Source organism: Kordiimonas sp. (assembly GCF_048260245.1).
Classification (GTDB): domain Bacteria; phylum Pseudomonadota; class Alphaproteobacteria; order Sphingomonadales; family Kordiimonadaceae; genus Kordiimonas.
On the sequence record NZ_JBLXGZ010000050.1, the window covers coordinates 1 to 20,046 of the forward strand.

The window sequence follows — 20,046 nt, forward strand, 5'->3', positions numbered from 1 at the left end:
GCGCAAGTCAATCAATGAGCGACCTGCACCCAACCGCACCGTCAGGGTCTCTGCTGACGTTTGTATAATATCACATCCCAAAACTCCGCTATAGAATTTGATCATCGCTGCCAGATTCTCGGTCCTGATCTCAATCTGGTCAATTTGACAGATTTTGATCGGAAATTTTCCGTTTGTCTCTTTCATTGCTTTTCCGATTTTTGCCGGAAGCATCGATGGCGGTGACCTATAATCTTCCGCCATCGAGCTCTCGGTTTATCCTTTATGCTGTCGCCATTTTATTAATGCTCTTATTGGTGGCCGGGCAGTCGACCCAGCCACATTCCTCGCTGTCGTTAACCAACAACCTTGTGTCCGCGCCCTCTCATACAGTCGACAACCACATCCTTGCGTTCATCTTTTGCCTTGTAGGCCCCTGCTCCGAGCCCCGAAACACCACCGACGATTGCGCCCTCGACGATATTACCGTCAAAAGCACCAAGAACCGCGCCAATGGCAGCGCCGAGCACGCCATCGCCTTTTGTGTCATCGTTGAGGTAACTGCGTTTCTTCGCGACGGCCTGACAGGCCGCCAGGTCCGTGGAATATGAGGCGGACACCGGACCGTCCACGATCGGACGATAATCTGCTCCGGTATTTGCACATGCTGTTAGCGCCAAAGTTCCTGCTGCAATCCATATTACCGTTTTCATGGCCATCACTCCTAGAAAGCCCAACGGAGCGAAACGCTAACTGCCTGTGCGTCCGCCACATCGTCAGCCCAAGTCTTTTCAAACCGAGTTGCAATGCGCCATTTGTCCGCGACATCAATATCAAAACCGAACTTACCCGACAGCCTGTCCGCCACTGCACCATCCGTATGGAACAGCGCACGATTTGCAGTATTGTCCAGCAACTGGGAAGCTAGGACGTATTGGCCGCTCGATAATTCACGGCGGTAGTTGAAATCAGCTACCGGCGCCAATCGGACCGTACGCGACAATTGCCAACCGTCGTGCTTCAGCCGAAGGTCCAGTTCCACTCGGCGGCTTTTACGGCTTTGGTCCTCGTATGCCAGCGCAAGGCCCGTCGCGCCATATTCGCTGAAGCCGTCCACACTGATGTCACTGACGTGGAAGGAAACATTGGCGTTGATGGTGGTAGACAGCCAGTGAGCCCCAGTGCCGACCTCAGCGAAAACATCCCATAAATGCCCCTTGGTATTGCCGTGTGCAGTCAGCAGGTCGACACCGGTCTCGCGCAGGAAATCATCAATATCAATCCAGCCATAGCTACCTCCGAGACGCGCGGATATCATGCCTTGCCTAAGGCCAACATAACCATGTACCGCTTTAGTTTCGCTGTCATAACCGCCATAGAGTGTAGAAACCTCACCTTTGGTAAGAGACACCGCGAGACCCGCAAAGAGTTCATCTGTCAACGCGCCATCAATCCCTAACACACCCGCCTTAAAATCATTTTCCGCCAAAGAACGTAGATCGCCATTTGCCAGAAGCGGACTATCGTACAAGAAGTCCCCGTACAGGCTGAACCCACGCCTCCGGTCGGCCTGGTTGCGCCCTACCCGCCGAAGTACAGTTTCAAGTTCATATTGCGCAACGTCGGCGATACGTGCGGCCTGACGAGACGCCTCGCCCGACGCCGCTTGCAGTGTGGCGGCAAACCACTGTGCCTCAATTTTTTGTGCCCCCTCGGTCAAATGCAGATCATCGAAAAACAAATATGCATTCTGACCCGCGACATCCGCGGCACAAAGCGTTTCGGCTTCTTCTTCATAGCAAGGCGCCGTTGTCGACGAAAAGCCTAAAGCCGCTGCATTTTCTGTAATATGCTCCAGCATGTTGCGGTACTTCACCGTTACAACATTGCCATCCACACCGGCCGCCGTCACTGCGCTCCTGATCGCCGCATTGGCCTCAATTGTCGTGGCTTTCCAAAAAGCTTTGGCGTTTGCGTCGCCAGCATTTCCCGGCGCATAATCTATTGGCTGCACTTCAGAGAGTAGAATGGTTTTTGCGCCCAAGCCTGCCAGCCTTGAAACATTGTCCACGGTAGCTGCCACTACATCGCTGGTGACCGCGCTCACCGTTTCACCTACTGCGACACGGTCGAGATAATCGTTGGCGCCGGCCAGAACGAAAAAAGCATCATCTGCCGATGGTGTGATATCACCTGCTGCAACAAGGTTACCGAATAGCGTGACCTGATTTTGCACACCTGTATCCAGGCCCAGCGGCGACAAATCTCCCAGTGTCGTCATGTGTGCCCCTGAAACCGCAAAATTGATATTGCTGCTATCGATATCGGGATCGAAGATAATATCTACATCGCGACCAAGCATTTCAGCCCAGACAAGGCCATTGGATTCCCGCTGGAAGCCATTGTTGCTGGAATAAGGGTGGAAGTCCTCGCCCCTTGCTCCCACAAGTGCGCTCCAGTTTCCTTGACCAATGGAACTGTCACCAAAAAAATAATAGTTACCGTCAGCCGGCAACGCGTGTGCCTGGCTCGCAATCAGCGCGCCTATTGCAACTCCCGCGAAAAGGGTCGTTGCGCTCGTCATTGTCCTGAAGTGGACTTTCCTTGTTTGTCCTCGTGTCATGTCGTCTCTCCTGATCGCTCGTCCAGAGCTTGTTTGTATGTGTTGTTTAAAAATACTGCTGCGCGGAAGCTTGGGATTGCTCGGCACAGATTCTGGTTATCGCCACCGATGACAACAGGGATTTAAACTCCCCCTACCAGCAGCTTCGGATCATCCTGAAGCTCACTGCCATCCGCGTTAATACTGCTTAAATATCAGCCCCTTAGCCTGAATTTTTGTCGCCATGAAGGGCGCACGCAAACAGGGGCACGCCGGTTGCCCTCGTGTCATGAAAATTCCACCTGCCTTTCGGCAGCGCTTGCTGTTAATGATTACTCTTGTGAAAGTGCCTGGGTCAGTGCAGCACAGGACTATATGGCATAGATCATCATGCCTCTCCGCCCTCCATGGGAGAGGACCCGCCGCTGGCCTTGAACCTCTCGCGATAGTCGGCAGCGGAAATGCCTACATGCCGATGGAAAGCCCGCCGCATACGCTCAGGGCTTTGAAAGCCCGTCTTCAACGCAACCAGCTCGACCCCTAGTTCAGACTGTTCAAGCTGTATACGCGCGGCCTGTACTCGCGCCAATTCCACATAAGCCGCAGGTGTATGGCCTGTCTCTTCCTTGAATTTTCGGTTGAACGTCCGATCACTCATGCCAGCATATTCCGCCAGAGCCGGGGCAGACAAATCGGCCGTCAGATTTCCGATAACATGCCTCAGGACCTTGCCTATGTTGTGGTCTTCGGCATTCTGTGACAGCAACTGGGCGCTAAACTGGGATTGCCCGCCCGGTCGCATCATGTACATTACATTATAACGCGCCACCTGCAGCGCAATATGATGCCCAAAGTCCATCTCCACCAATGAAAGGGCCAGGTCCATGCCCGTGGTGACGCCAGCAGATGTCCAGACATTTCCATCACGGACATAAATAGCATCAGCGTCCACCTCAACTTCAGGGTATTTCTGTGCGAGAATTGGGCACCACCACCAGTGAGTTGTGGCGCGGCGACCATTCAGAAGGCCTAGTTCGGCAAGGATCATTGCCCCGGTACAAATGGAGACAACACGTTTCGCCCGCGTCGATGCGATACGCACAAACTCCATCAACTCGGTGTCGCTGGTCGCTTCATTAATGCCGTGACCGCCAGATATGAGCAAAGTATCCAGCGTAGCCAGTTGCTCAGTGGCATCGCGGAAAGATAGGTCTGCCTGAAGCGATAAACCACTTGTTGTCTTAACCGCTCCACCTTGATTTGCTACGAGGATCGTCTCGTATGTTGGTGTGGTATCGGGTAAAAAAAGAGAGGCTCCGGTCAAAACCTCAAGCGGTCCGGTGACATCCAGAATGTGGGCGTTTGGATAGACCACCATCATAACGGTGCGGGGGTCATTCAAATTTTTAATATGTTCGTTGCCGTGTTCCATAAGCAGAAACTATCCGCTGTGGTTCAAAACAGCTAGGACAAAGACCCCACCTTTTCCGCCAACAACACGCCCTCTGAATGAGAAGTGTCAATAGTCATCCAAGCAGCAACTGTTTCCAGGCAAAATACCCAAAGACAACCACGCACAGTTTATAACTTGTTAATATACATCCTTTTTATATAAGCCCCGTTCCACCATTGCCTGCATATGACGTTCGCCAACCAGATCTTTCAGCGCTTTGTCAACGCCCACGCCAATACGGGCACGGCTGCCGCTAACGTAAATTGCTGCGCCAGCTTCCAGCCATTCAGCAACCTCAGTTTGTTTATCGTAAAAAACCTCCTGCACCATACGCTGAACACCATTTTCCATGAAACACAGGTCAAGGCGCTTCAGGACATCACGGGTACGCCACGCTTCGAGCTCCTGTTCAAAAAGATAGTCCACGCGCTTGTTCCGCTCGCCAAAGATCAACCAGTTGCGGTTGTGGCCCTTTTGCTCACGCTCCTTCAAATGTGCGCGCAAGCCAGCAATACCGGAGCCTGCACCAACGAGAATCATTGGCCGGTCATCATCAGGGCCATGAAAACTTGCATTCGCCCGCAGACGTATTTCCACTGCCTCCCCGACAGGCGCAAACTCAGTCAACCAGCCAGACCCCATTCCCAACTGCCCACCGACCCCGCGCATCTGCCGCACAACCAGTTCCAGCCGACGGTCAGACGGTAAAGAGGCGAGAGAATATTCACGCAAGGGCAAAGGCGGCAGGCTATCTATCAATGCTTGCGGCGACGCATGCGTAAGCGGGAGATGGCCTAATGCAAGGTTTGAAAGTGCGGCTGCAAGCGACAAATCAAGGTTTCGGTATGATACACGCTCATTGCCACTAAATCGGGTAGCTGCGAGACAGGACTGCACAAGCGACGGAGCGTTGCGAGGTCGCACCACAGCGATATCGCCCGCACGCCAGTCAGGGGTCTTGCCGGTCGGCATCAGACCCACATGGTATACGGCTGGGTTCTCACTTCCCGGGTTGAGCAAGACGCGATTATCAAGATACCAAGACTGAAACTTATCAGACGGCAAACCGACTTTTACCGCGCCAAGTGAGGCGACATGCTCAAACCACAGAGAGATGGCGACCTCATTGGCTTGATCAACATCTACGCGGTCAAAAAGAGGCTGTGCCTCGCCCGCTTTTAGCCAATTATCCAGAGCGCGCCCAAATGCACAAAACTCCGGGTAGTTGCGGTCACCGAGCGCCAGCACGCCATACTTCAGTCTCGCAAGGTGCGGCGCGCCATTCGTTATATGTGTCTCAAAATGCACCGCTGTATCCGGCGCACCACCCTCTCCCGTCGTGCTTACGACAAAGAGTGCGGTTTCGCTGCCCGTCAACCTCGTCAGGTCAAGGTTGGAGAAATTAACGAGATGGGCAATTCGACCGCCCGCCGATAACGCCTTGGCTGTTCGGCGCGCCAGTTCTTCTGCCGTACCGCTCTGGCTGGCATATGCGACAAGAAACTCGCCTTCAGTTCCTGTGGCCACATCGGTCACCTCAACTCTGCGGCCACGAACCACACCAAAGACCAACAGTGCATAAAGGACGAACACCCCCCCGGCTTTGCACCCCTGAATATAGGCCGGTGACAGGAATGCAAAAACCTGGTTCTGCATCCCGAACATCAACACTAATACCGCTGTGATAAACCCCATCAGCATCCACATAAACTGCGACCGCTTTCTTCAGTGCATGAACAGGATGATGAGCAAAACCGGTGCAACGAACCCAAGTCCGACAACAGGCCATGTGCTTGGGCGGCGCTTAGCGTGAAATTGCAGCAGCACAAGCCCGGTAACACAAAAAACCACACAGCCGGCGGCAAATATATCGATAAACCAGCCCCATGCCCGTCCTGTATCGCGCCCCTTATGCAGGTCATTGAAGTAGGACATCCAACCGCGAAAGGTTTCTTCGTATTCAACTCTGCCATCGTTCAGGTCAATACTCAGCCAAGCGTCGCCGCCGGGCCCTGGTATGGACATGTATATGTCGCTGTCCGTCCATTCGGCTTCACGAACACCCACCTGCACGGCCATCTCGCGTGCAAGCCACCCCTGTATTTCCGTTGGCAAGGGACGCATTGCCGGACCTTCCACCACGTCAATTTTCGCCAGTAAAGCCTCCGGCAGCGCATGCTCAAGCGTAGTAACCTCAGGTTTAACAGCGATGTCTGCCGCATGATTGAGCGTGATACCCGTTACCGCATATGCCAACATGCCGATCAGACAAAGCGCAGCGCTAATCCAATGCCATTGATAGAACTGCCTGAGCCAAAACGCCCGTTGCGCTGCTTTCATTATCTTTTCTCTGTATCAATGCCTGCGACGCCGATGTGAACGTCATCATCTATCCGGAATAATTTAATTAATGCCGCCAGCCCACCATTTGGGCTGGCGTACCGTGTCTCTGTTATGAAAGCGATCAATAGCGCTCGGCTTCATCTTTGTCATCGACGAGACCATCTTTGTTGGAGTCCAGGCGATCGAACATGCGCTTGCCAGTCTTCTTGAACTCCTCAAGCGTCATGACGCCATTTTTATCGTCGTCAAGAACCCCGAAACGCACATAGGCCTGCTTTAGCTGCCGGTCTCGTTGTTCCGCCAGTTGCCTGTCAAGGCGCACCTCATATTCAGCAACGTATTCGTCGGGACTAACACTGCCATCCCCGTTACCATCGCGTGATGCATACCCCTTGTCTCTTGCGGCGTAAAACTCCTGCTCGGACACACGGCCATCACCATCAAGATCATAGGTTTCCATGAAGGCTTGCTTACTGTGACCTCCGCCATTGCGGCGGCGCATGGTACGGTCTTCGCCCTTCGGCTTGGTTTGCTTTTCGTCGTATTTTTTGGCGTCCGATACCTGTACGGCGTCACTTCCCATGGCAGGTGAAAGCTCAAAAGCCACAAAAGCGAACGCACTGATCAAAAGAACTCTTTTCATAATCGTCTCCATTTCTGTCGTTGTAGTTATGGCCGTGGGTCAGGGCATAACTTCGAAGGTCAAAGATGTCGTGTAGCTTCGGATGTCGGTTTCCGCACCAGCGGGGGCAGCGGCACGGTGACGTGTCATCAGCAGATACATGCCCGGCTTGGTAAAGTTCAGCGTTGTAACGCCCGCGCTGTTTGTCTTGAAATGGCGTTCCCCCTTGTCATCGGCATAGGCACCACCGTCGCGGGAAAGGGTCATCTCCTGACCTGTCATGTCGGCACCATCGAAGGTCAGCCGAAATGAAAATCCGACATCAAGATATATCTCGCTAGGGTGTGTGACTGGTTCGATCCGCAAACGTCCTACAGCTGTTTGCAAGACCTGAGACGACGGTGCGCCCTTCGTCACATACACATCAGCGACCGTCGCGGTCTGCGTAGTGACAAGGCTGGCCCCCGCCGGCTTTGGCAATTCCTCACGCTTTTCATTGAAAACGGGTTTTAGCTGGCCATCCGGCATCTCATACATTCGTCCCTTGCGTCCAAGGCGTTCTCCGGTGGAGAAACGATAGGTACCCTCCTGCGGGAGCTCCTGTTCAAGTACGGTGACCTGCTTTAACCCGGCGATATTGTCGTATTCGCCCCGTGAGCCGTCAGGAAAATAGAAATGCCAATCCTGCGATACCACAGCCACCTCAGGGTTAGAAAATGCTTCTGTAAATGCAGATTCAAGTGTGACCATCTCGGCCCGGGATAATGAGAAGAAATTCGGCTTCAAATAGGAAGTATGTGCCCCCGCTGAGCCTGCCAACAGCGTAGCTGATACAAGAGCAATACCGAGCCCTCCAAGCCACGGCGTCCTTCCTGTCCTAAGTTGATCATACCTCTGTCTCGTCATTGGCTTTATCCTTCAATGCAATTAAGTTTGATTATTGATTGTGTCGAACGGCTGAATACTGTGTAAGCAAGCAACCGGCGCTGCCCAGGCGTTCACAAGCCGATCATTTATTCCGCCGCGCCATACTGAAGAGTAATTTCGCCGATTTCGGCCTGCGCAGGGATGCTGGCCTCTGACGGACCATCCGTGAGTGTCATGTCATGGCGCGCATAAGAGTGAGCACCATGCTCACGCGACGCCTCAACATGCAGGGTATATGTACCCTTGGGCACAGGAATACCCTGCTCATCACGGCCATCCCAGACAAGCCGGTAACGGCCCGGCTTGCGAGTGGGCTGTGCCAGAGTATCAACAATGGCGGGATGTTTTCGGCCGTAGCGGCGCCAATAGCGGTAATTTTCTTCGACCCAGCGTGGCTCTTTGCCAAGCAACAGCAGGCTGCGCACCAGTTGATTGTTTGAACCAGTCACCCATACCGCAACATAAGGCGCCTCGTAATTTGACACGCTGATCAGCGGCAGCTCATATTCGATTTCAAGTAAATAGTCGGCTGGCCAAGCGTTATCAATGCCCGCACCCGCCGCAGACTGCGGTTGGACCGCCACCATCAACGCGGGCCAGCCCTTACTGGTAAACCGGCCGCCGCCAGAGGTAATGATAACCGTTTCCACACCTTCGTGACTATTGGCATAGCCGAGGCTTCTGCCCACCCCCATGACAGAGAAAGCGGTCGCAAGCACATCGGCTTCCGCCGCTGTCGGTGCCACGACAGTTGCGGAAGCAACAGACGATTGCGGCATGCCGGTTTCAGGTGAAATGATATGCGAATATGCCCGGCCCTCAATAATGAGGTCTCTCATACCACCACCACTGGAAGCAATGCCGCCTTTTGCAACGGTAATCTTATCCATAGGAAACTCATTATCGCCCGCACCTGGGCCCGCGATGCCAACCACAGGCTTATGCTCAGCCAGATCACCAGCAATTTTGATATCGCCGCCAATATTAAGCATAACACCGGCCACCTTGCGGTCAGCCTCGATTGCAGCCTTCGCCGCGCGGTCCAGAATCCAGCCTTTGGCAATGGCATCTACCGCAAAGACAACATTGTTCGGGCGCCGAACACGAGATTTTTTCGCGTCCAGACCAAGCGACGCTACCTTGATTTCCTGTGCCTTAACTCTCATTTCTGTCTCAAGGGGGACACGCCCCCGATGTTCAGCTTGGCGCCATGCCGATATCAAACCGCCGATACGACAACTGACTGCGTTCTGCGTAGCGACCCGGTAGCGCTCGCACTGCCTCAGAAGCTGAAACAGGCTGTCAGATACGACGGCCTCATTCTTGCTGTTAAGGGCGGAGATCTCGCTATCCTTCCGCCAGGTACTTAACACCATTTCCAGAGCGAATATTTCGTTGAGTGCAGCCTGCCATGCCTTCGCAGCATCGGTGTTACTATCAGCGACCACCATCATTTCAAAGGACGTGCCGAGCACATTCTCCTGTTTGAATGAGTGGGAGCCTGCACACGCACGGCTCAATCCGCTCACGCTAACCACGCCACAAAACACTAAAAACGCCGCTGCATACTGTCTCACAAAACACGTCCCTTCATTACATTTGCGCGAGCACAGGATCATTCGCCTGTGCAAAAGCAATGGACCCATTAATTGAGAATGAGTTGCATTGTCAACATAAATTAATATTAAGAATCATTTGCAACTAATGGTCATGGATGATAAATCGCCTCATCTGATATTAAGAATCATTATTAGTTATATCATATAACAGAAGGCTGACCCATGTTGAATATCATTGGCAAAAGACACTTCTTGCTCGGCGGATCACTTATTGCAGTGATTGTCGCATCGCAAAGCTCCTTAGCAGCTCAGGATAAGGAAACAGAAACGAACGCACAGGAACACGATACTGCAGTGGAAAGCAGCGAATTTCTCGGGACAATCGTGTTAGGCGAAAGCAAACGTACAGTAAAAACTGAAACCGCGGTCCCGGTGACAGTTCTCGACCAAGTAGAAATCAACGACCGTCAAGCCAGCACAATTGCGGAACTTATCGACTCTGTGCCGGGCGTTACGCTCGTGAATGGATCCTCCCCCGCAGGTTCTGGTATTAACATTCGCGGCTTCGGCGCCAACGGCACTTACGGTACCGACCAGAAAGTCGCGATCATCGTTGATGGTGCAACCACCGGGTCGGAAGAACTGTACCGCATCGGCAATCAGTTATTTACCGACCCGTATCTTTACAAAAGCGCTGAAGTCATTCGGGGTACTGTGGGTAGCTTTGAGTACGGCTCGGGCATTGTGGGTGGTACCGTCCGCCTGCAGACAAAGGATGCATCAGATTTCACAGCAGGTGAGACCGGCTTTAAACTGGCGCTGACGGGGGGAGCCTATACCAACGAGGACGGCTTGAACGGCTCAGCCATCGTCGCCTGGCAGCCAACAAAGAATCTCGAACTTCTTGCAAACGTTGCGTACCGTGAGCAGGGAAACCAACATGATGGAGACGGTGAAGAAATTGGCAACAGCAAATTTGACCTTCCCTCTTACCTTCTAAAAGCTAGATATACCTTTGGCGAGTCCCATAGCCTGTCTGCAAGCTACACCCAATCCAATGCAACCGACCGCGATGTGCCCTACGACAGTTTCGGGACAACAGGTGGCTCCTTTGGCAATGTGGACCGCGACACCAAAACGCAAACAGCATCATTTGTTTACAACTATAACCCGCAGGAAAACCAGTTTATAAACCTCGATCTCGGTCTGACTTACGCCAATCAGGAGATCGAACAGGATTGTATCGAAGCAAGCGCGCCGTTCGGCTGCTTCGCTGTTGTGGACGCCGACCATAAGTATGAAACCACTAAGCTGACGATGAAAAACTACGCCTTCCTGGAGACCGGCGCCTTATCCCATGAGCTTCGCACAGGCGTTGAGTTGCTGCAAAAGGACCGCCTTGATGCGAATTCCGCACCGGGTGGCACGGACAAACGTCTCGCCTTCTTTGTTGTGGATCAGATCGAGTTTGGTCAGGGCTGGAGCTTAACGCCAGCGCTGCGTTACGAAACGCAAAAGCTCGAAGGCACTCTGGATGACGGTACAGAAGCAAGCTATGACAATGATGCCATCATGGGCGGAGCGTCATTACGGTATCAATTCCAGAACGGTTTCGCCGTCTTCGGAAGCCTCGCGCGCACCGAGAGCCTACCCATCCTCGACGATATCGAAAATCCCGTCTATAGCGTGCAATCTGAGATCGCTGATACATATGAACTTGGCGCGTCATACGATAGAAACGGCATCTTTACTGCCGGTGACGCCTTGGCTTTGAAAGCCACCTACTATAATACCGATTTGAGCGATGTAACATCCTACAGCGGTGTTTCAGATATTGAAATCTCGGGTTTCGAGCTTGAAGGTTCACTCGCTTTCAAGAGTGGCTTTTACATCGACCTCAACGCCAACATCACCAGCGGCAATGAATCCCGCACAACAGGTGAGGAAGTGGATTGGCGCAATACGCCGGCGGATCAGTTCCGTGCCACCATCGGCCAACGCCTGTCTACATGGGCTGACGTCAGCTTTGAGGCTGTCAAAAACGCAGACACAACGCGTACCAGCCTTGGCACTAGCGGCGTTGTCACCACAGAGACCAGTGGTTTCACCGTACTGAATCTCCGAATGACGATCACACCCCAGACAGGTCTGCTTTCGGGTACACAGATTCGACTGGGGGCAGAGAACCTGACAGACGAGCTTTATATGCCCCTTCTGGCGACCCGTACCGCGCCCGGGCGGAACTTCAAGCTCACGATCTCGCATGTGTTCTAACAGTAAACATCCAGCGTAGGCGGGGAAAGATGCGCTGCCAGTATAGTTTGCTGGCAGCGTAAGCCCTTCTCCGCCCGAGTTTATTTTTGACTGTATAAAATGATTGGGTTTGGAAATGCCAAGCATCGCAACCATCTTGCAACCACTCTACGAGATCATTCAGACTGGTGGGCCTGTTTTTGTCATCCTGCTCCTGACATCCAGCTTGTCTCTTTCGCTTATATGTTACAAGGCGCTGCAATACGCTGGCGCAGAAGTGGGCAAGCTAACTGCCCTGCGGGGTGCCCTCGCGGCTCTCGACAGGGGCGACATACACGAGGCCCAGTGCATATTCGGTGCGTCAAAACACTTTCTCACCCCTGTCTTCAGCCTAGGACTTGACCTCAAGGATCACCCCGGGAAAACGGAAAGACTGGAAGCCGAGGCAGAAACGAGGCTGATGCCGCTGGAGCGAGGCTTCCGTACGCTGGATACCGTTGCACAGCTTGCACCACTTCTTGGTCTGTTGGGCACTGTATTGGGCATGATAGAGGCCTTCCAGCAGCTACAGTCCGCTGGCTCGCAAGTGGACCCAGCTGCACTCGCCGGTGGCATATGGGTTGCCCTTCTTACCACTGCAGCAGGCCTTTCTGTCGCCATGCCAACATCAGTTGCACTGACATGGTTAGAGTCCCGTATTGATCAGGAAAGACTTTTCGCTTCCCACATGTTCTCTGTACTCAATACACCTGCATGCAACAAATCAGCATCAGCGCTGGAAAGTGAAGCAGCTTGATGCTGAAACGCCAGACATCGCGGCGCCGCGCATCCATCACCTCACTGATTGACGTGATCTTCCTGCTGCTTTTATTTTTCATGCTGGCATCCACTTTCACCCGTTATGCCGAGGTTGAGGTCGTCGCCGCACATAGCGCATCTAACAGCAAACCGGATGCCGACAGCGTCATGCGCATCTATATAGAGCCGCAAAGCGTGCTCATAGATGACAAGATGGTGACAGATGATGAAATGCCAAAGCTGATCCTAGCTGAACGGAGAGATCCGCCCCTCGCCGTCACGATCAGCGTAGCAAATAATGTCAGCACCCAGCGGCTCGTTGATATTCTGTCCAGACTTTCGGGCGTTCCTGGGATTTCGTTAAGGTTGGTGGAGGCTAACACGCCATGAAACGAGCCAAACGTCGCAGCAAAATGGAGCCTGTAATCTCGCTCATCAACATCGTGTTTCTGATCCTGATTTTTTTCATGGTAACCGGCACCTTGTCCCCTCATCGGGGCGGTGGTCTGGAGTTCATCCAGACAACAGGTCTTGAGTGCTGTGCTGAACCCGACGCGCTCTACATCAGCCGGACGGGTGAACTCTCCTATCTGGGCGAAGAGATAACCTCGGTTGAGGAATATCTCGCGACACAGAAGGGCCAACTGCAAACTGCACGACTTCTGCCGGAACGTGCCCTTCCCGCGCATCAGTTATTGAATATTGTCAAACAGCTACAATTGTCTGGCGCCGACCAGGTGATCGTACTGACGGAGAATTCCCCCAAATGATAAACCCAGATGCATGGCGCTGGATTGCAGCGTTTTTTATTGCTCAAATCGTGCACATTGGTGTGTTTGGTGCAGTATCCACCGCAAGCGGCCCTCAGGTTCTGATTGCTGGCCAAAGTATATCCGTCCGCCTTCAGACAGGTGTGAATGCCGCTATGGATTTGGCCCCTGCCAACACCGGCCACCCAGGGCAGACCGCCCCGGAGGCAAAGTCAAAAAGGACGCCGGAGAGAGAGCAACCCGCCCCCGAGGAGATAGTTGCCCGTCGGGAAAAGGCAGAGCTAATTCAGCATGACGCTGCACCGAGACCAAATGAGGCTGAACCTGAGGCGGTCCCGCAGCCCCCAGCGCCAGAACGGCAACCTCATGCTACCAAAAAACAGGCAAGCCCGTATAAAAAGCCCGAAACGAATAAACTGCGCGATAGTAAACAGCCAAAAAGAAAAGAGAGAGCGGCTGAGAAAGATGCGCCCCCCACTGCCGATCATGTCCTTCCCGGCAAATCTGTGCAGAATAACCGCAACGACCAGAGTGTCGATACAACCGAAACGCCGGAGGAAACCGGAAACGCGGCTTCAGCTGCAACGGCCATCACCGCTGGAAACGCGGCACAGGAAGCGAAAACGGCAACCACACAAGGCAATGCCAAGAACAGCAATTACGCGGGCCTGGTGATGAAACACCTGTCACGCTTCAGACGCCCGCGCGCACCGGCGCAGGGGGCTGCCATGGTCACCTTCGCCATCGCCTTGTCAGGTAAGATTGCGCATATCGAGATATCCAGGGGTTCCGGGTCCTATAAATTTGATCGGGACGCAATCAAGTTCATCGAACGCGCCGCACCGTTCCCCGTGCCGCCAGCAGGCGTCAGCAACACTTTTACAGTTGAGATTGAAGGCCGCTAAAGGCGCCGCCGAAAACAGATTGATTATACAGTTTGATTATAAGGGGAAGCCCGGCATCAAAGCTCGAGGCCAAGGGCGTGAGCAGCCACATCCGCACCCAAGACACCCAAGCCATATAAGTTGATTCCGATAGCACTTCGCCACGCAAGACGTGAGAGGTATATGTCTTCGGCGTAACCAACCAGATGCCTCCACACGCCAAAGCGGGCAATCAGATAAAGATAAACCGCGATAAGCATGGCCCATACCGGCATCTGAAAGATATCCTGCAACGACCAGATAACGAAAAGGACCGACATCATGAGTATGCCGAAAGGCGGATCCGTCGGCGCCAAAGGCTCTTTACCCAAATCAGCCCGCAATTGACTTACAAGATTATAACCGATCGCGAGAACGAAATAGAGATATACCGCGTTGGTCAGCATGTTCGCCGTCCTTTTGAAGTTATTGGCAGGAAGCCTGATTGCGCGGCAGGGACTGTTCGCTTACGCCCCTCCTGCCGACCATCATGTAAAGACATGCGGATACAATGATGGCGTCGATCGCGCCGATACCACTGATGCCCAAACCGAAGCCGTCGGAGAGATAGCCCGTCAGGGCGCCGCCGCCCCAAGCGATAAAGGCACGCAGGTTATAGGCTGGCTCATGATCGACACTCAGGATTTGCCAATCGACACGGCGAAGCAAAAAGACCTCAAGAGCGTAGATCGCTGCGATCGGAGGGATGCCAACGCCCAGCACGACAAGAAAATCGAGAAAATAATCCTGCACATTCATCAAGGCAAGCGCGGTACCAGCGGTTCCTATAATGGCAATTATGATCTTAAGCCCAAACCTAGGCATCAGGGTAGAGACAGCAAGGCCTGCTGAATACAGGCAGAGAACATTGCTTGACCATGCACCAAGCAGCAACAGTAGAAAGGCAGGCAGCCCGATACCGAGCGCAATCATGACCAGAATAATATCCTGTTCACCTGTTGCCATGGCCGGGATGGCAGACAGCAACAGCACAACAGGAAAAGCGACCCCAAGCGCCAATCCAACCGACCAACCTGCATGGCGCATATTCTTGGCAAAGCGGCTATAATCCGGCTGGATAACCACGCCAACAATATAGCTACCAACTACAGCGGAGACAGCTTTTGAGAAGCTGAAATCACCGGGCGTTTCACGGCCAATATCTCCCCATGTGAGACAAGCCGCATAGCCCAGAAACAGCAGCATGAGCGGCACCAGAAAAAGCGCCAGTCTGTCAATGCCGCGAAATCCGAAGATGGAAACCATTACCATCAAGAGACATCCCGCGAGCTTGAGCGACCAAACCGGCGGAGCGGCAAGGCCGAGGCCCTCCAGCGCATTCAGTGCCGCATCACCAAAAACACTGCCGATAACAGCAAACCAACCAACAAGCGATAGCGCAATAATGGCATTAACAAAAAGTGCCCCATGGCGGCCAAACGAGAAGATTGTAAGCATATAGGTGGACAGCCGTGTTTTGGCGCCAGCAAGGCTTGTTACCGTACCCAACACAGCCGCAACAATGCAGCCGATCAGGAACACCGGCACGGCACCGGCAAGCCCTAAACTGCCGCCTATGCGTGCCGCCATTATGAAGACGGGCACGCCGATCACACCACCGACGATGATCAACCATATATGCATGCCGGATGTCAGGTCCGCATCCGGCACACGCTCAAGGCTGTGATCGCTATGCGACCCACTCATCAGGCGAGGCCTGAAGCATCAAAGCCGTAGTCTCTGACTGCCTGTTCAAGCGTGACATAGCCATTGAGAATATCCGACTTTAGCTTGTCAACGGGTCGCGCTGCAGGGTCACCGTAACCTCCCCCTGTGCCGGTAATCAGCCGGATGACTTCTCCCTTCCTTGCCGGAACAGTCGTACACATGTGATGCCGCTCGACCGAACCATCGAGCCGTAATATCTGAGCATAATTGTTGGAACCGGGCAGGCCGCCATTCATACCCCACGGGGTTGAAACGGTGCGCGAGGCCGCGTAGGTAAGATAAGCTTCATCAGAGGTGACCTTATAATCCAGCACGACGCCCTTACCGCCGCGATACTCGCCCGCGCCGCCATCTTCGTCGTGGAAGGCATATTGCTCAACCTGGATGCCGTAACGGCTTTCGAAAAGCTCAACCGGGATATTGAAGGTCTCACCGTTGGCGCAACAGAACTGACCACTGTCACCGTCCAGCCGGTCAGATGCCCCCCAGCCGCCCACCAGCGGCTCGCCCATCACAAACAGCTCCCCGGTATCGGGGTGTATGCCCGATACAAAGGTCGCGCCCACACTGCGCTGGTGCCCGGCTGGCAGGCGGTCCGGCAGAAGTGGAGCAAGGGCCTTCCACATCACGTCTATCGCCGCGATCAGCGGCTCGTAATATAAGGATACCGGCGCGGGGGAACTGGCGCTGACGATGGTGCCGGGGGGACACACAACGTCAAGTGCACGGAAACACCCGCCATTGGCTGGAATTTCCGAATTGGTGATTGCCTTGAAGATACAGCGCGCGCCGGTAACCAGCCCGGTATAGGAACAGTTGATCGGTCCCTGCACCTGCGGGTCAGACGCGGAATAGTCCGCTACCATGCGGTCATCGGTGATGGTGACCTTCACCCGCACCGTGAAGGGTCCGTTGCCAAGACCGTCATCCTCGACAATATCCTCCGCCTCAAACACGCCTTTGGGCAAGTTCTTCAGCTCGGCCATTGTCATGCGCTCGCCATAGTCCAGCAGGTCATCCATTGCCGCCAGCACCGATGGACAGCCGTATTTCTGCACAAGGTCTTCGATGCGTCGCGCACCCACGCGGGCTGCCGCCACACCGGCGTGCATGTCACCAAGGGTGGAATCCGGCAGACGCACGTTGTCGCGGATCAGGCTGACAAGCGCCTTGTTCACTGCGCCGCGGCCATACAGCTTAAGGAAACGGAAGTGCAGGCCTTCCTGATAAATCTCGGTCGCGTTGGTGGAAACGCTGCCTGGTTCCGCACCGCCAACCTCTGTCCAGTGCGCCTTATTCACGGTCCAGGCGATAAGCTGGTCATCATGGAATACCGGCACGAGGATCACCACATCAGAGAGATGGGTCCCGCCGCCTTCATAGGGACTGTTGGTAATGAACACGTCGCCGGGAAAAATCTCGCTGACCTCATAATGGGTCAACGCACTTTGCACGGCGGTATCCAGCGTGGCGAGAAAGGCGGTTACGCCGTTGCCTTGCGCCAAAAGGTTACCGCGCGCGTCTGTCGCGCCGACCGCAAAGTCAGTGGTTTCATAGATAATCGGGCTCATGGATGTGCGCACCATGGCGTTGAACATCTCATCCCCCAAGGCAACAAGGGCATCCTTGATGATCTCGGTGGTGAAGATATCGGCTGTTGTGCGGGTCATGGTCTAGCCCTCCCCATTGAAGTTGAGCGTGATGTGATAATTGCCAAAGTCGTCCACATGGGCCTTGTGTCCGGGTGAAACCACAAGCGTGACCGACGGCTCCTGAATAATGGCCGGCCCGGTCAGTTCCATGCCCGGCTCCATCTCCAGCCCGGCGTAGATTGTCGCCTCATGGCGGCCATGCTGGTCAAAGTCCACCATGCGCATGCCGGTGACCGTCTCACCAACACTACGGCCCGTGGCTGCCTTTTTCGCAAGGTTCGGTTTTTGCACCTCCACCTTGGCGACAAGGTGGAAATTGACAATCTGCACATCGGCTTCAAGCTGATAGGTGAAACGTTTCTCATAGGTATCGTGGAAAGTTTGCCGCGTGGCTTCAGTATCTGGCATGCCGTCGGCACCAAAGCTCACCGGCACCTTCACAGTATGTTCCTGTCCGGCATAACGCATGTCGGCCAAGCATTCGACCAGCAAACCTTGGGCCTTGGCGTCTACCCCATCGCGGGCATAGTCCGCCAGCGCCTGGTTCGTCATAGCCTCAAACTGATGCTTGAGAGCGCCTGCAGCCTCAGTACACAGCTTCATCGGGTGGGTTTGCACATAGTCGCGCCTCAAGTCGGTCAATAGCATGCCCCAGGCCGAAAATACCGATGAATTCACCGGCACGATCACCCGCGGCACCTTCAGTTCCTCCGCCAGCGCCACCGCATGCATGGCACCCCCGCCGCCGAAGGCCATCAGCGCAAAGTCGCGCGGATCATGCCCCTTGTTGGTGGACACCAGCCTGAGCGCATTGGTCATGTTGGCGTTGGCGATACGCACAATACCCCGCGCCACCTCCTCACGCGAGATACCAAGCTGCTGCCGAAGCGGGGCAAAAGCCGCGTCCACCGCATCCCAGTCCGGGTCTACCTCACCGCCAACAAAGCTTGCGGGGTCGATCCGCCCCAACACAAGGTTGGCGTCTGTCGTTGTCGGTTGTTTACCGCCCTTGCCGTATGCTGCCGGGCCGGGCATCGCCCCCGCCGACTGCGGACCAACATGTAGTTTGTCGCCTTCATCGATCCAGGCAATAGAGCCACCGCCATTACCGATCTCGACAATCTCGGACACCGGTGTCTGGATTGGGTAGCCGGGGTGGCGGCTGTCGCGTTCGATATAATATTCCGTGGTGACCTTGAACTCGCCATTCTCGATCAGGGTACATTTTGCGGTGGTACCACCTATATCGAGCACAATAAGATTGGATTCGCCGATCACCTGCCCCAGATGCGCGGCAGCATAGATGCCAGATGCCGGGCCGGATTCCACCATGGTGATGGGGTTGGCCTTGGCGGCCTCAACGGTTGAGATACCACCATTTGACTGCATCATATAGGGTTTCTCGGTGAAGCCGCCATCGGCCAGCTTCTGCTCGAGGTTTTCAATATATCGTTTGGCGATGGGGTGCACGTAAGCTGACAACACTGTGGTGTTCGTGCGCTCATACTCACGCCATTCACGGCTGATCTCATGGCTGGCCAGCACGGAAACTTCAGGCCACAGGCGTCTGATTTCCGCCAGCGCCTTCTGCTCGTTTTCCGGGTTGATATAGGCATGCAGGAACGACAGCGCGATGGCTTCCACGCCGTCCGCACGGAACATCTCAAGCTGGGCAGCAAGCGGAGCAAGGTCTACCGCGCGCTCAACCGCACCCTTGTAGGTTACGCGCTCATCCAGTTCGGTGCGCAGGTAGCGTTCAACAAACGGGGTAGGCTTGCGGAAGTTAAAATTGAACAGGTCCGGCCGGTTACCGCGGGCGATTTCCAGCACATCGCGGAAACCCTTAGTGGTGATAAGCGCGGTTTTGACGCCCTTGCGCTCGGTCAGCGCGTTGATCACGACCGTTGAGCCATGGGCAAAGAAGGTCAGGTCCGCGGGGGACAGCCCCACCTTCCGCATCCCATTCAGGACACCCTGCTCGAAGTTGGGTGGGGTGGTGTCAGCCTTTGCCGTGCAGATATCGCCACACATGCCGGTTTGGGGGTCCACGGTGTAATAAACGAGGTCGGTAAAGGTGCCGCCAACGTCACTGGCTGCGCGTATGGTTTGGTTCATGATATTGTCCTTGCTCTGGCCAGGTTTTCGGCGCCGATTTTGGGCATAGGTGGCCCGTCGGCAGAAAAGGTGGCTGGGGCAGAACCCCAGCCAAGTCTTCCGAGGGGAAAATTACTTTAGAAGTTGTATCGCAGGTCTACGTGCCAGGTCCGTGGCTGGGCTGCGTGCGAGAAGCCCCCTACAACCCATTCCGAGTTATAGACCTCGTCGGTTGCGTTGATGACCGTACCCGTCAGCGCCCAGACGCCTTCCGGGTCTTCGAGGCCGAAGCGCAGGTTCACCAGATCAAGCGCCGACCGCTGAGTGGAGGTTTTCGGGTCCC

19 protein-coding genes are annotated in these 20,046 nt (G+C 54.5%); 5 read left to right on the forward strand and 14 right to left on the reverse strand.

All coding sequences use genetic code 11. The annotated features are described in order from the left end of the window. From ACN0VM_RS16980 to ACN0VM_RS17020, 9 genes are all read right to left on the reverse strand, one after another. Positions 1-243: VOC family protein (locus ACN0VM_RS16980; RefSeq protein ID WP_417452085.1), on the reverse strand; the 243-nt coding region annotated here is incomplete at its 3' end. A gap of 92 nt (positions 244-335) precedes the next feature. Continuing rightward, positions 336-692, reverse strand: a complete 357-nt coding sequence (locus tag ACN0VM_RS16985; RefSeq protein ID WP_417452086.1) for a glycine zipper family protein — start codon at positions 690-692, stop codon at positions 336-338. Between the two features lie 11 nt (positions 693-703). Next, a complete protein-coding gene (locus ACN0VM_RS16990) occupies positions 704-2,602 on the reverse strand; it encodes an SGNH/GDSL hydrolase family protein (protein ID WP_417452087.1) in 1,899 nt (632 codons plus the stop codon). A 367-nt stretch (positions 2,603-2,969) separates the two neighbouring features. After that, complete coding sequence (locus tag ACN0VM_RS16995; protein WP_417452088.1) at positions 2,970-4,013, reverse strand: GlxA family transcriptional regulator; 1,044 nt, start codon at positions 4,011-4,013, stop codon at positions 2,970-2,972. Positions 4,014-4,172: 159 nt separating this feature from the next. Further along, a complete protein-coding gene (locus ACN0VM_RS17000; protein ID WP_417452089.1) occupies positions 4,173-5,729 on the reverse strand; it encodes a flavodoxin domain-containing protein in 1,557 nt (518 codons plus the stop codon). 30 nt (positions 5,730-5,759) lie between these two features. Beyond that, the gene (locus ACN0VM_RS17005; protein WP_417452090.1) at positions 5,760-6,374 is read right to left on the reverse strand and encodes a PepSY-associated TM helix domain-containing protein; all 615 of its coding nucleotides are present in this window, start codon (positions 6,372-6,374) and stop codon (positions 5,760-5,762) included. Between the two features lie 124 nt (positions 6,375-6,498). Then, positions 6,499-7,020, reverse strand: a complete 522-nt coding sequence (locus ACN0VM_RS17010; protein WP_417452091.1) for an EF-hand domain-containing protein — start codon at positions 7,018-7,020, stop codon at positions 6,499-6,501. A gap of 39 nt (positions 7,021-7,059) precedes the next feature. After that, positions 7,060-7,905: a DUF4198 domain-containing protein gene (locus ACN0VM_RS17015; RefSeq protein ID WP_417452092.1), complete on the reverse strand. Its 846-nt coding sequence runs from the start codon at positions 7,903-7,905 to the stop codon at positions 7,060-7,062. 107 nt (positions 7,906-8,012) lie between these two features. After that, positions 8,013-9,455 (reverse strand): DUF2271 domain-containing protein, encoded by a 1,443-nt coding sequence (locus ACN0VM_RS17020; RefSeq protein WP_417452093.1) that lies wholly within the window; start codon positions 9,453-9,455, stop codon positions 8,013-8,015. Between the two features lie 252 nt (positions 9,456-9,707). Between ACN0VM_RS17020 and ACN0VM_RS17025 the strand changes: the two genes are divergently transcribed. From ACN0VM_RS17025 to ACN0VM_RS17045, 5 genes are all read left to right on the forward strand, one after another. Further along, positions 9,708-11,759, forward strand: coding sequence for a TonB-dependent receptor domain-containing protein (locus ACN0VM_RS17025; protein ID WP_417452094.1), 2,052 nt, complete (start codon positions 9,708-9,710; stop codon positions 11,757-11,759). Positions 11,760-11,874: 115 nt separating this feature from the next. Beyond that, complete coding sequence (locus tag ACN0VM_RS17030; RefSeq protein WP_417452095.1) at positions 11,875-12,534, forward strand: MotA/TolQ/ExbB proton channel family protein; 660 nt, start codon at positions 11,875-11,877, stop codon at positions 12,532-12,534. Then, the gene (locus ACN0VM_RS17035; protein WP_417452096.1) at positions 12,534-12,926 is read left to right on the forward strand and encodes a biopolymer transporter ExbD; all 393 of its coding nucleotides are present in this window, start codon (positions 12,534-12,536) and stop codon (positions 12,924-12,926) included. The genes ACN0VM_RS17030 and ACN0VM_RS17035 overlap by 1 nt, the downstream gene beginning before the upstream one ends. After that, on the forward strand, positions 12,923-13,306 hold the full coding sequence (locus ACN0VM_RS17040) for an ExbD/TolR family protein (RefSeq protein ID WP_417452097.1): 384 nt from the start codon (positions 12,923-12,925) through the stop codon (positions 13,304-13,306). The genes ACN0VM_RS17035 and ACN0VM_RS17040 overlap by 4 nt, the downstream gene beginning before the upstream one ends. Beyond that, positions 13,303-14,211, forward strand: coding sequence for a TonB family protein (locus ACN0VM_RS17045; protein WP_417452098.1), 909 nt, complete (start codon positions 13,303-13,305; stop codon positions 14,209-14,211). Before ACN0VM_RS17040 ends, ACN0VM_RS17045 begins: the two co-directional genes overlap by 4 nt. Before the next feature lie 56 nt (positions 14,212-14,267). On the opposite strand, the gene ACN0VM_RS17050 is transcribed toward ACN0VM_RS17045, so the two are convergent. The 5 genes from ACN0VM_RS17050 to ACN0VM_RS17070 form a co-directional block, all read right to left on the reverse strand. After that, on the reverse strand, positions 14,268-14,636 hold the full coding sequence (locus ACN0VM_RS17050; RefSeq protein WP_417452099.1) for a hypothetical protein: 369 nt from the start codon (positions 14,634-14,636) through the stop codon (positions 14,268-14,270). A 19-nt stretch (positions 14,637-14,655) separates the two neighbouring features. Further along, positions 14,656-15,936 carry a purine-cytosine permease family protein gene (locus ACN0VM_RS17055; RefSeq protein WP_417452100.1) on the reverse strand — a complete coding sequence of 427 codons (1,281 nt, stop codon included), beginning with the start codon at positions 15,934-15,936 and terminating at the stop codon, positions 14,656-14,658. Next, positions 15,936-17,627 carry a hydantoinase B/oxoprolinase family protein gene (locus tag ACN0VM_RS17060; protein ID WP_417452101.1) on the reverse strand — a complete coding sequence of 564 codons (1,692 nt, stop codon included), beginning with the start codon at positions 17,625-17,627 and terminating at the stop codon, positions 15,936-15,938. Before ACN0VM_RS17060 ends, ACN0VM_RS17055 begins: the two co-directional genes overlap by 1 nt. 3 nt (positions 17,628-17,630) lie before the next feature. Beyond that, a complete protein-coding gene (locus tag ACN0VM_RS17065; protein ID WP_417452102.1) occupies positions 17,631-19,724 on the reverse strand; it encodes a hydantoinase/oxoprolinase family protein in 2,094 nt (697 codons plus the stop codon). Between the two features lie 116 nt (positions 19,725-19,840). Next, positions 19,841-20,046: hypothetical protein (locus ACN0VM_RS17070; protein WP_417452103.1), on the reverse strand; the 206-nt coding region annotated here is incomplete at its 5' end.

Bases quoted from the DNA above. Each gene is read 5' to 3' on its own strand.
- ACN0VM_RS16985 (WP_417452086.1), bottom strand. From the start codon at position 692: ATGAAAACGGTAATATGGATTGCAGCAGGAACTTTGGCGCTAACAGCA.
- ACN0VM_RS16990 (WP_417452087.1), bottom strand. From the start codon at position 2,602: ATGACACGAGGACAAACAAGGAAAGTCCACTTCAGGACAATGACGAGC.
- ACN0VM_RS16995 (WP_417452088.1), bottom strand. From the start codon at position 4,013: ATGGAACACGGCAACGAACATATTAAAAATTTGAATGACCCCCGCACC.
- ACN0VM_RS17000 (WP_417452089.1), bottom strand. From the start codon at position 5,729: ATGGGGTTTATCACAGCGGTATTAGTGTTGATGTTCGGGATGCAGAAC.
- ACN0VM_RS17005 (WP_417452090.1), bottom strand. From the start codon at position 6,374: ATGAAAGCAGCGCAACGGGCGTTTTGGCTCAGGCAGTTCTATCAATGG.
- ACN0VM_RS17010 (WP_417452091.1), bottom strand. From the start codon at position 7,020: ATGAAAAGAGTTCTTTTGATCAGTGCGTTCGCTTTTGTGGCTTTTGAG.
- ACN0VM_RS17015 (WP_417452092.1), bottom strand. From the start codon at position 7,905: ATGACGAGACAGAGGTATGATCAACTTAGGACAGGAAGGACGCCGTGG.
- ACN0VM_RS17025 (WP_417452094.1), top strand. From the start codon at position 9,708: ATGTTGAATATCATTGGCAAAAGACACTTCTTGCTCGGCGGATCACTT.
- ACN0VM_RS17030 (WP_417452095.1), top strand. From the start codon at position 11,875: ATGCCAAGCATCGCAACCATCTTGCAACCACTCTACGAGATCATTCAG.
- ACN0VM_RS17035 (WP_417452096.1), top strand. From the start codon at position 12,534: ATGCTGAAACGCCAGACATCGCGGCGCCGCGCATCCATCACCTCACTG.
- ACN0VM_RS17040 (WP_417452097.1), top strand. From the start codon at position 12,923: ATGAAACGAGCCAAACGTCGCAGCAAAATGGAGCCTGTAATCTCGCTC.
- ACN0VM_RS17045 (WP_417452098.1), top strand. From the start codon at position 13,303: ATGATAAACCCAGATGCATGGCGCTGGATTGCAGCGTTTTTTATTGCT.
- ACN0VM_RS17050 (WP_417452099.1), bottom strand. From the start codon at position 14,636: ATGCTGACCAACGCGGTATATCTCTATTTCGTTCTCGCGATCGGTTAT.
- ACN0VM_RS17055 (WP_417452100.1), bottom strand. From the start codon at position 15,936: ATGAGTGGGTCGCATAGCGATCACAGCCTTGAGCGTGTGCCGGATGCG.
- ACN0VM_RS17060 (WP_417452101.1), bottom strand. From the start codon at position 17,627: ATGACCCGCACAACAGCCGATATCTTCACCACCGAGATCATCAAGGAT.
- ACN0VM_RS17065 (WP_417452102.1), bottom strand. From the start codon at position 19,724: ATGAACCAAACCATACGCGCAGCCAGTGACGTTGGCGGCACCTTTACC.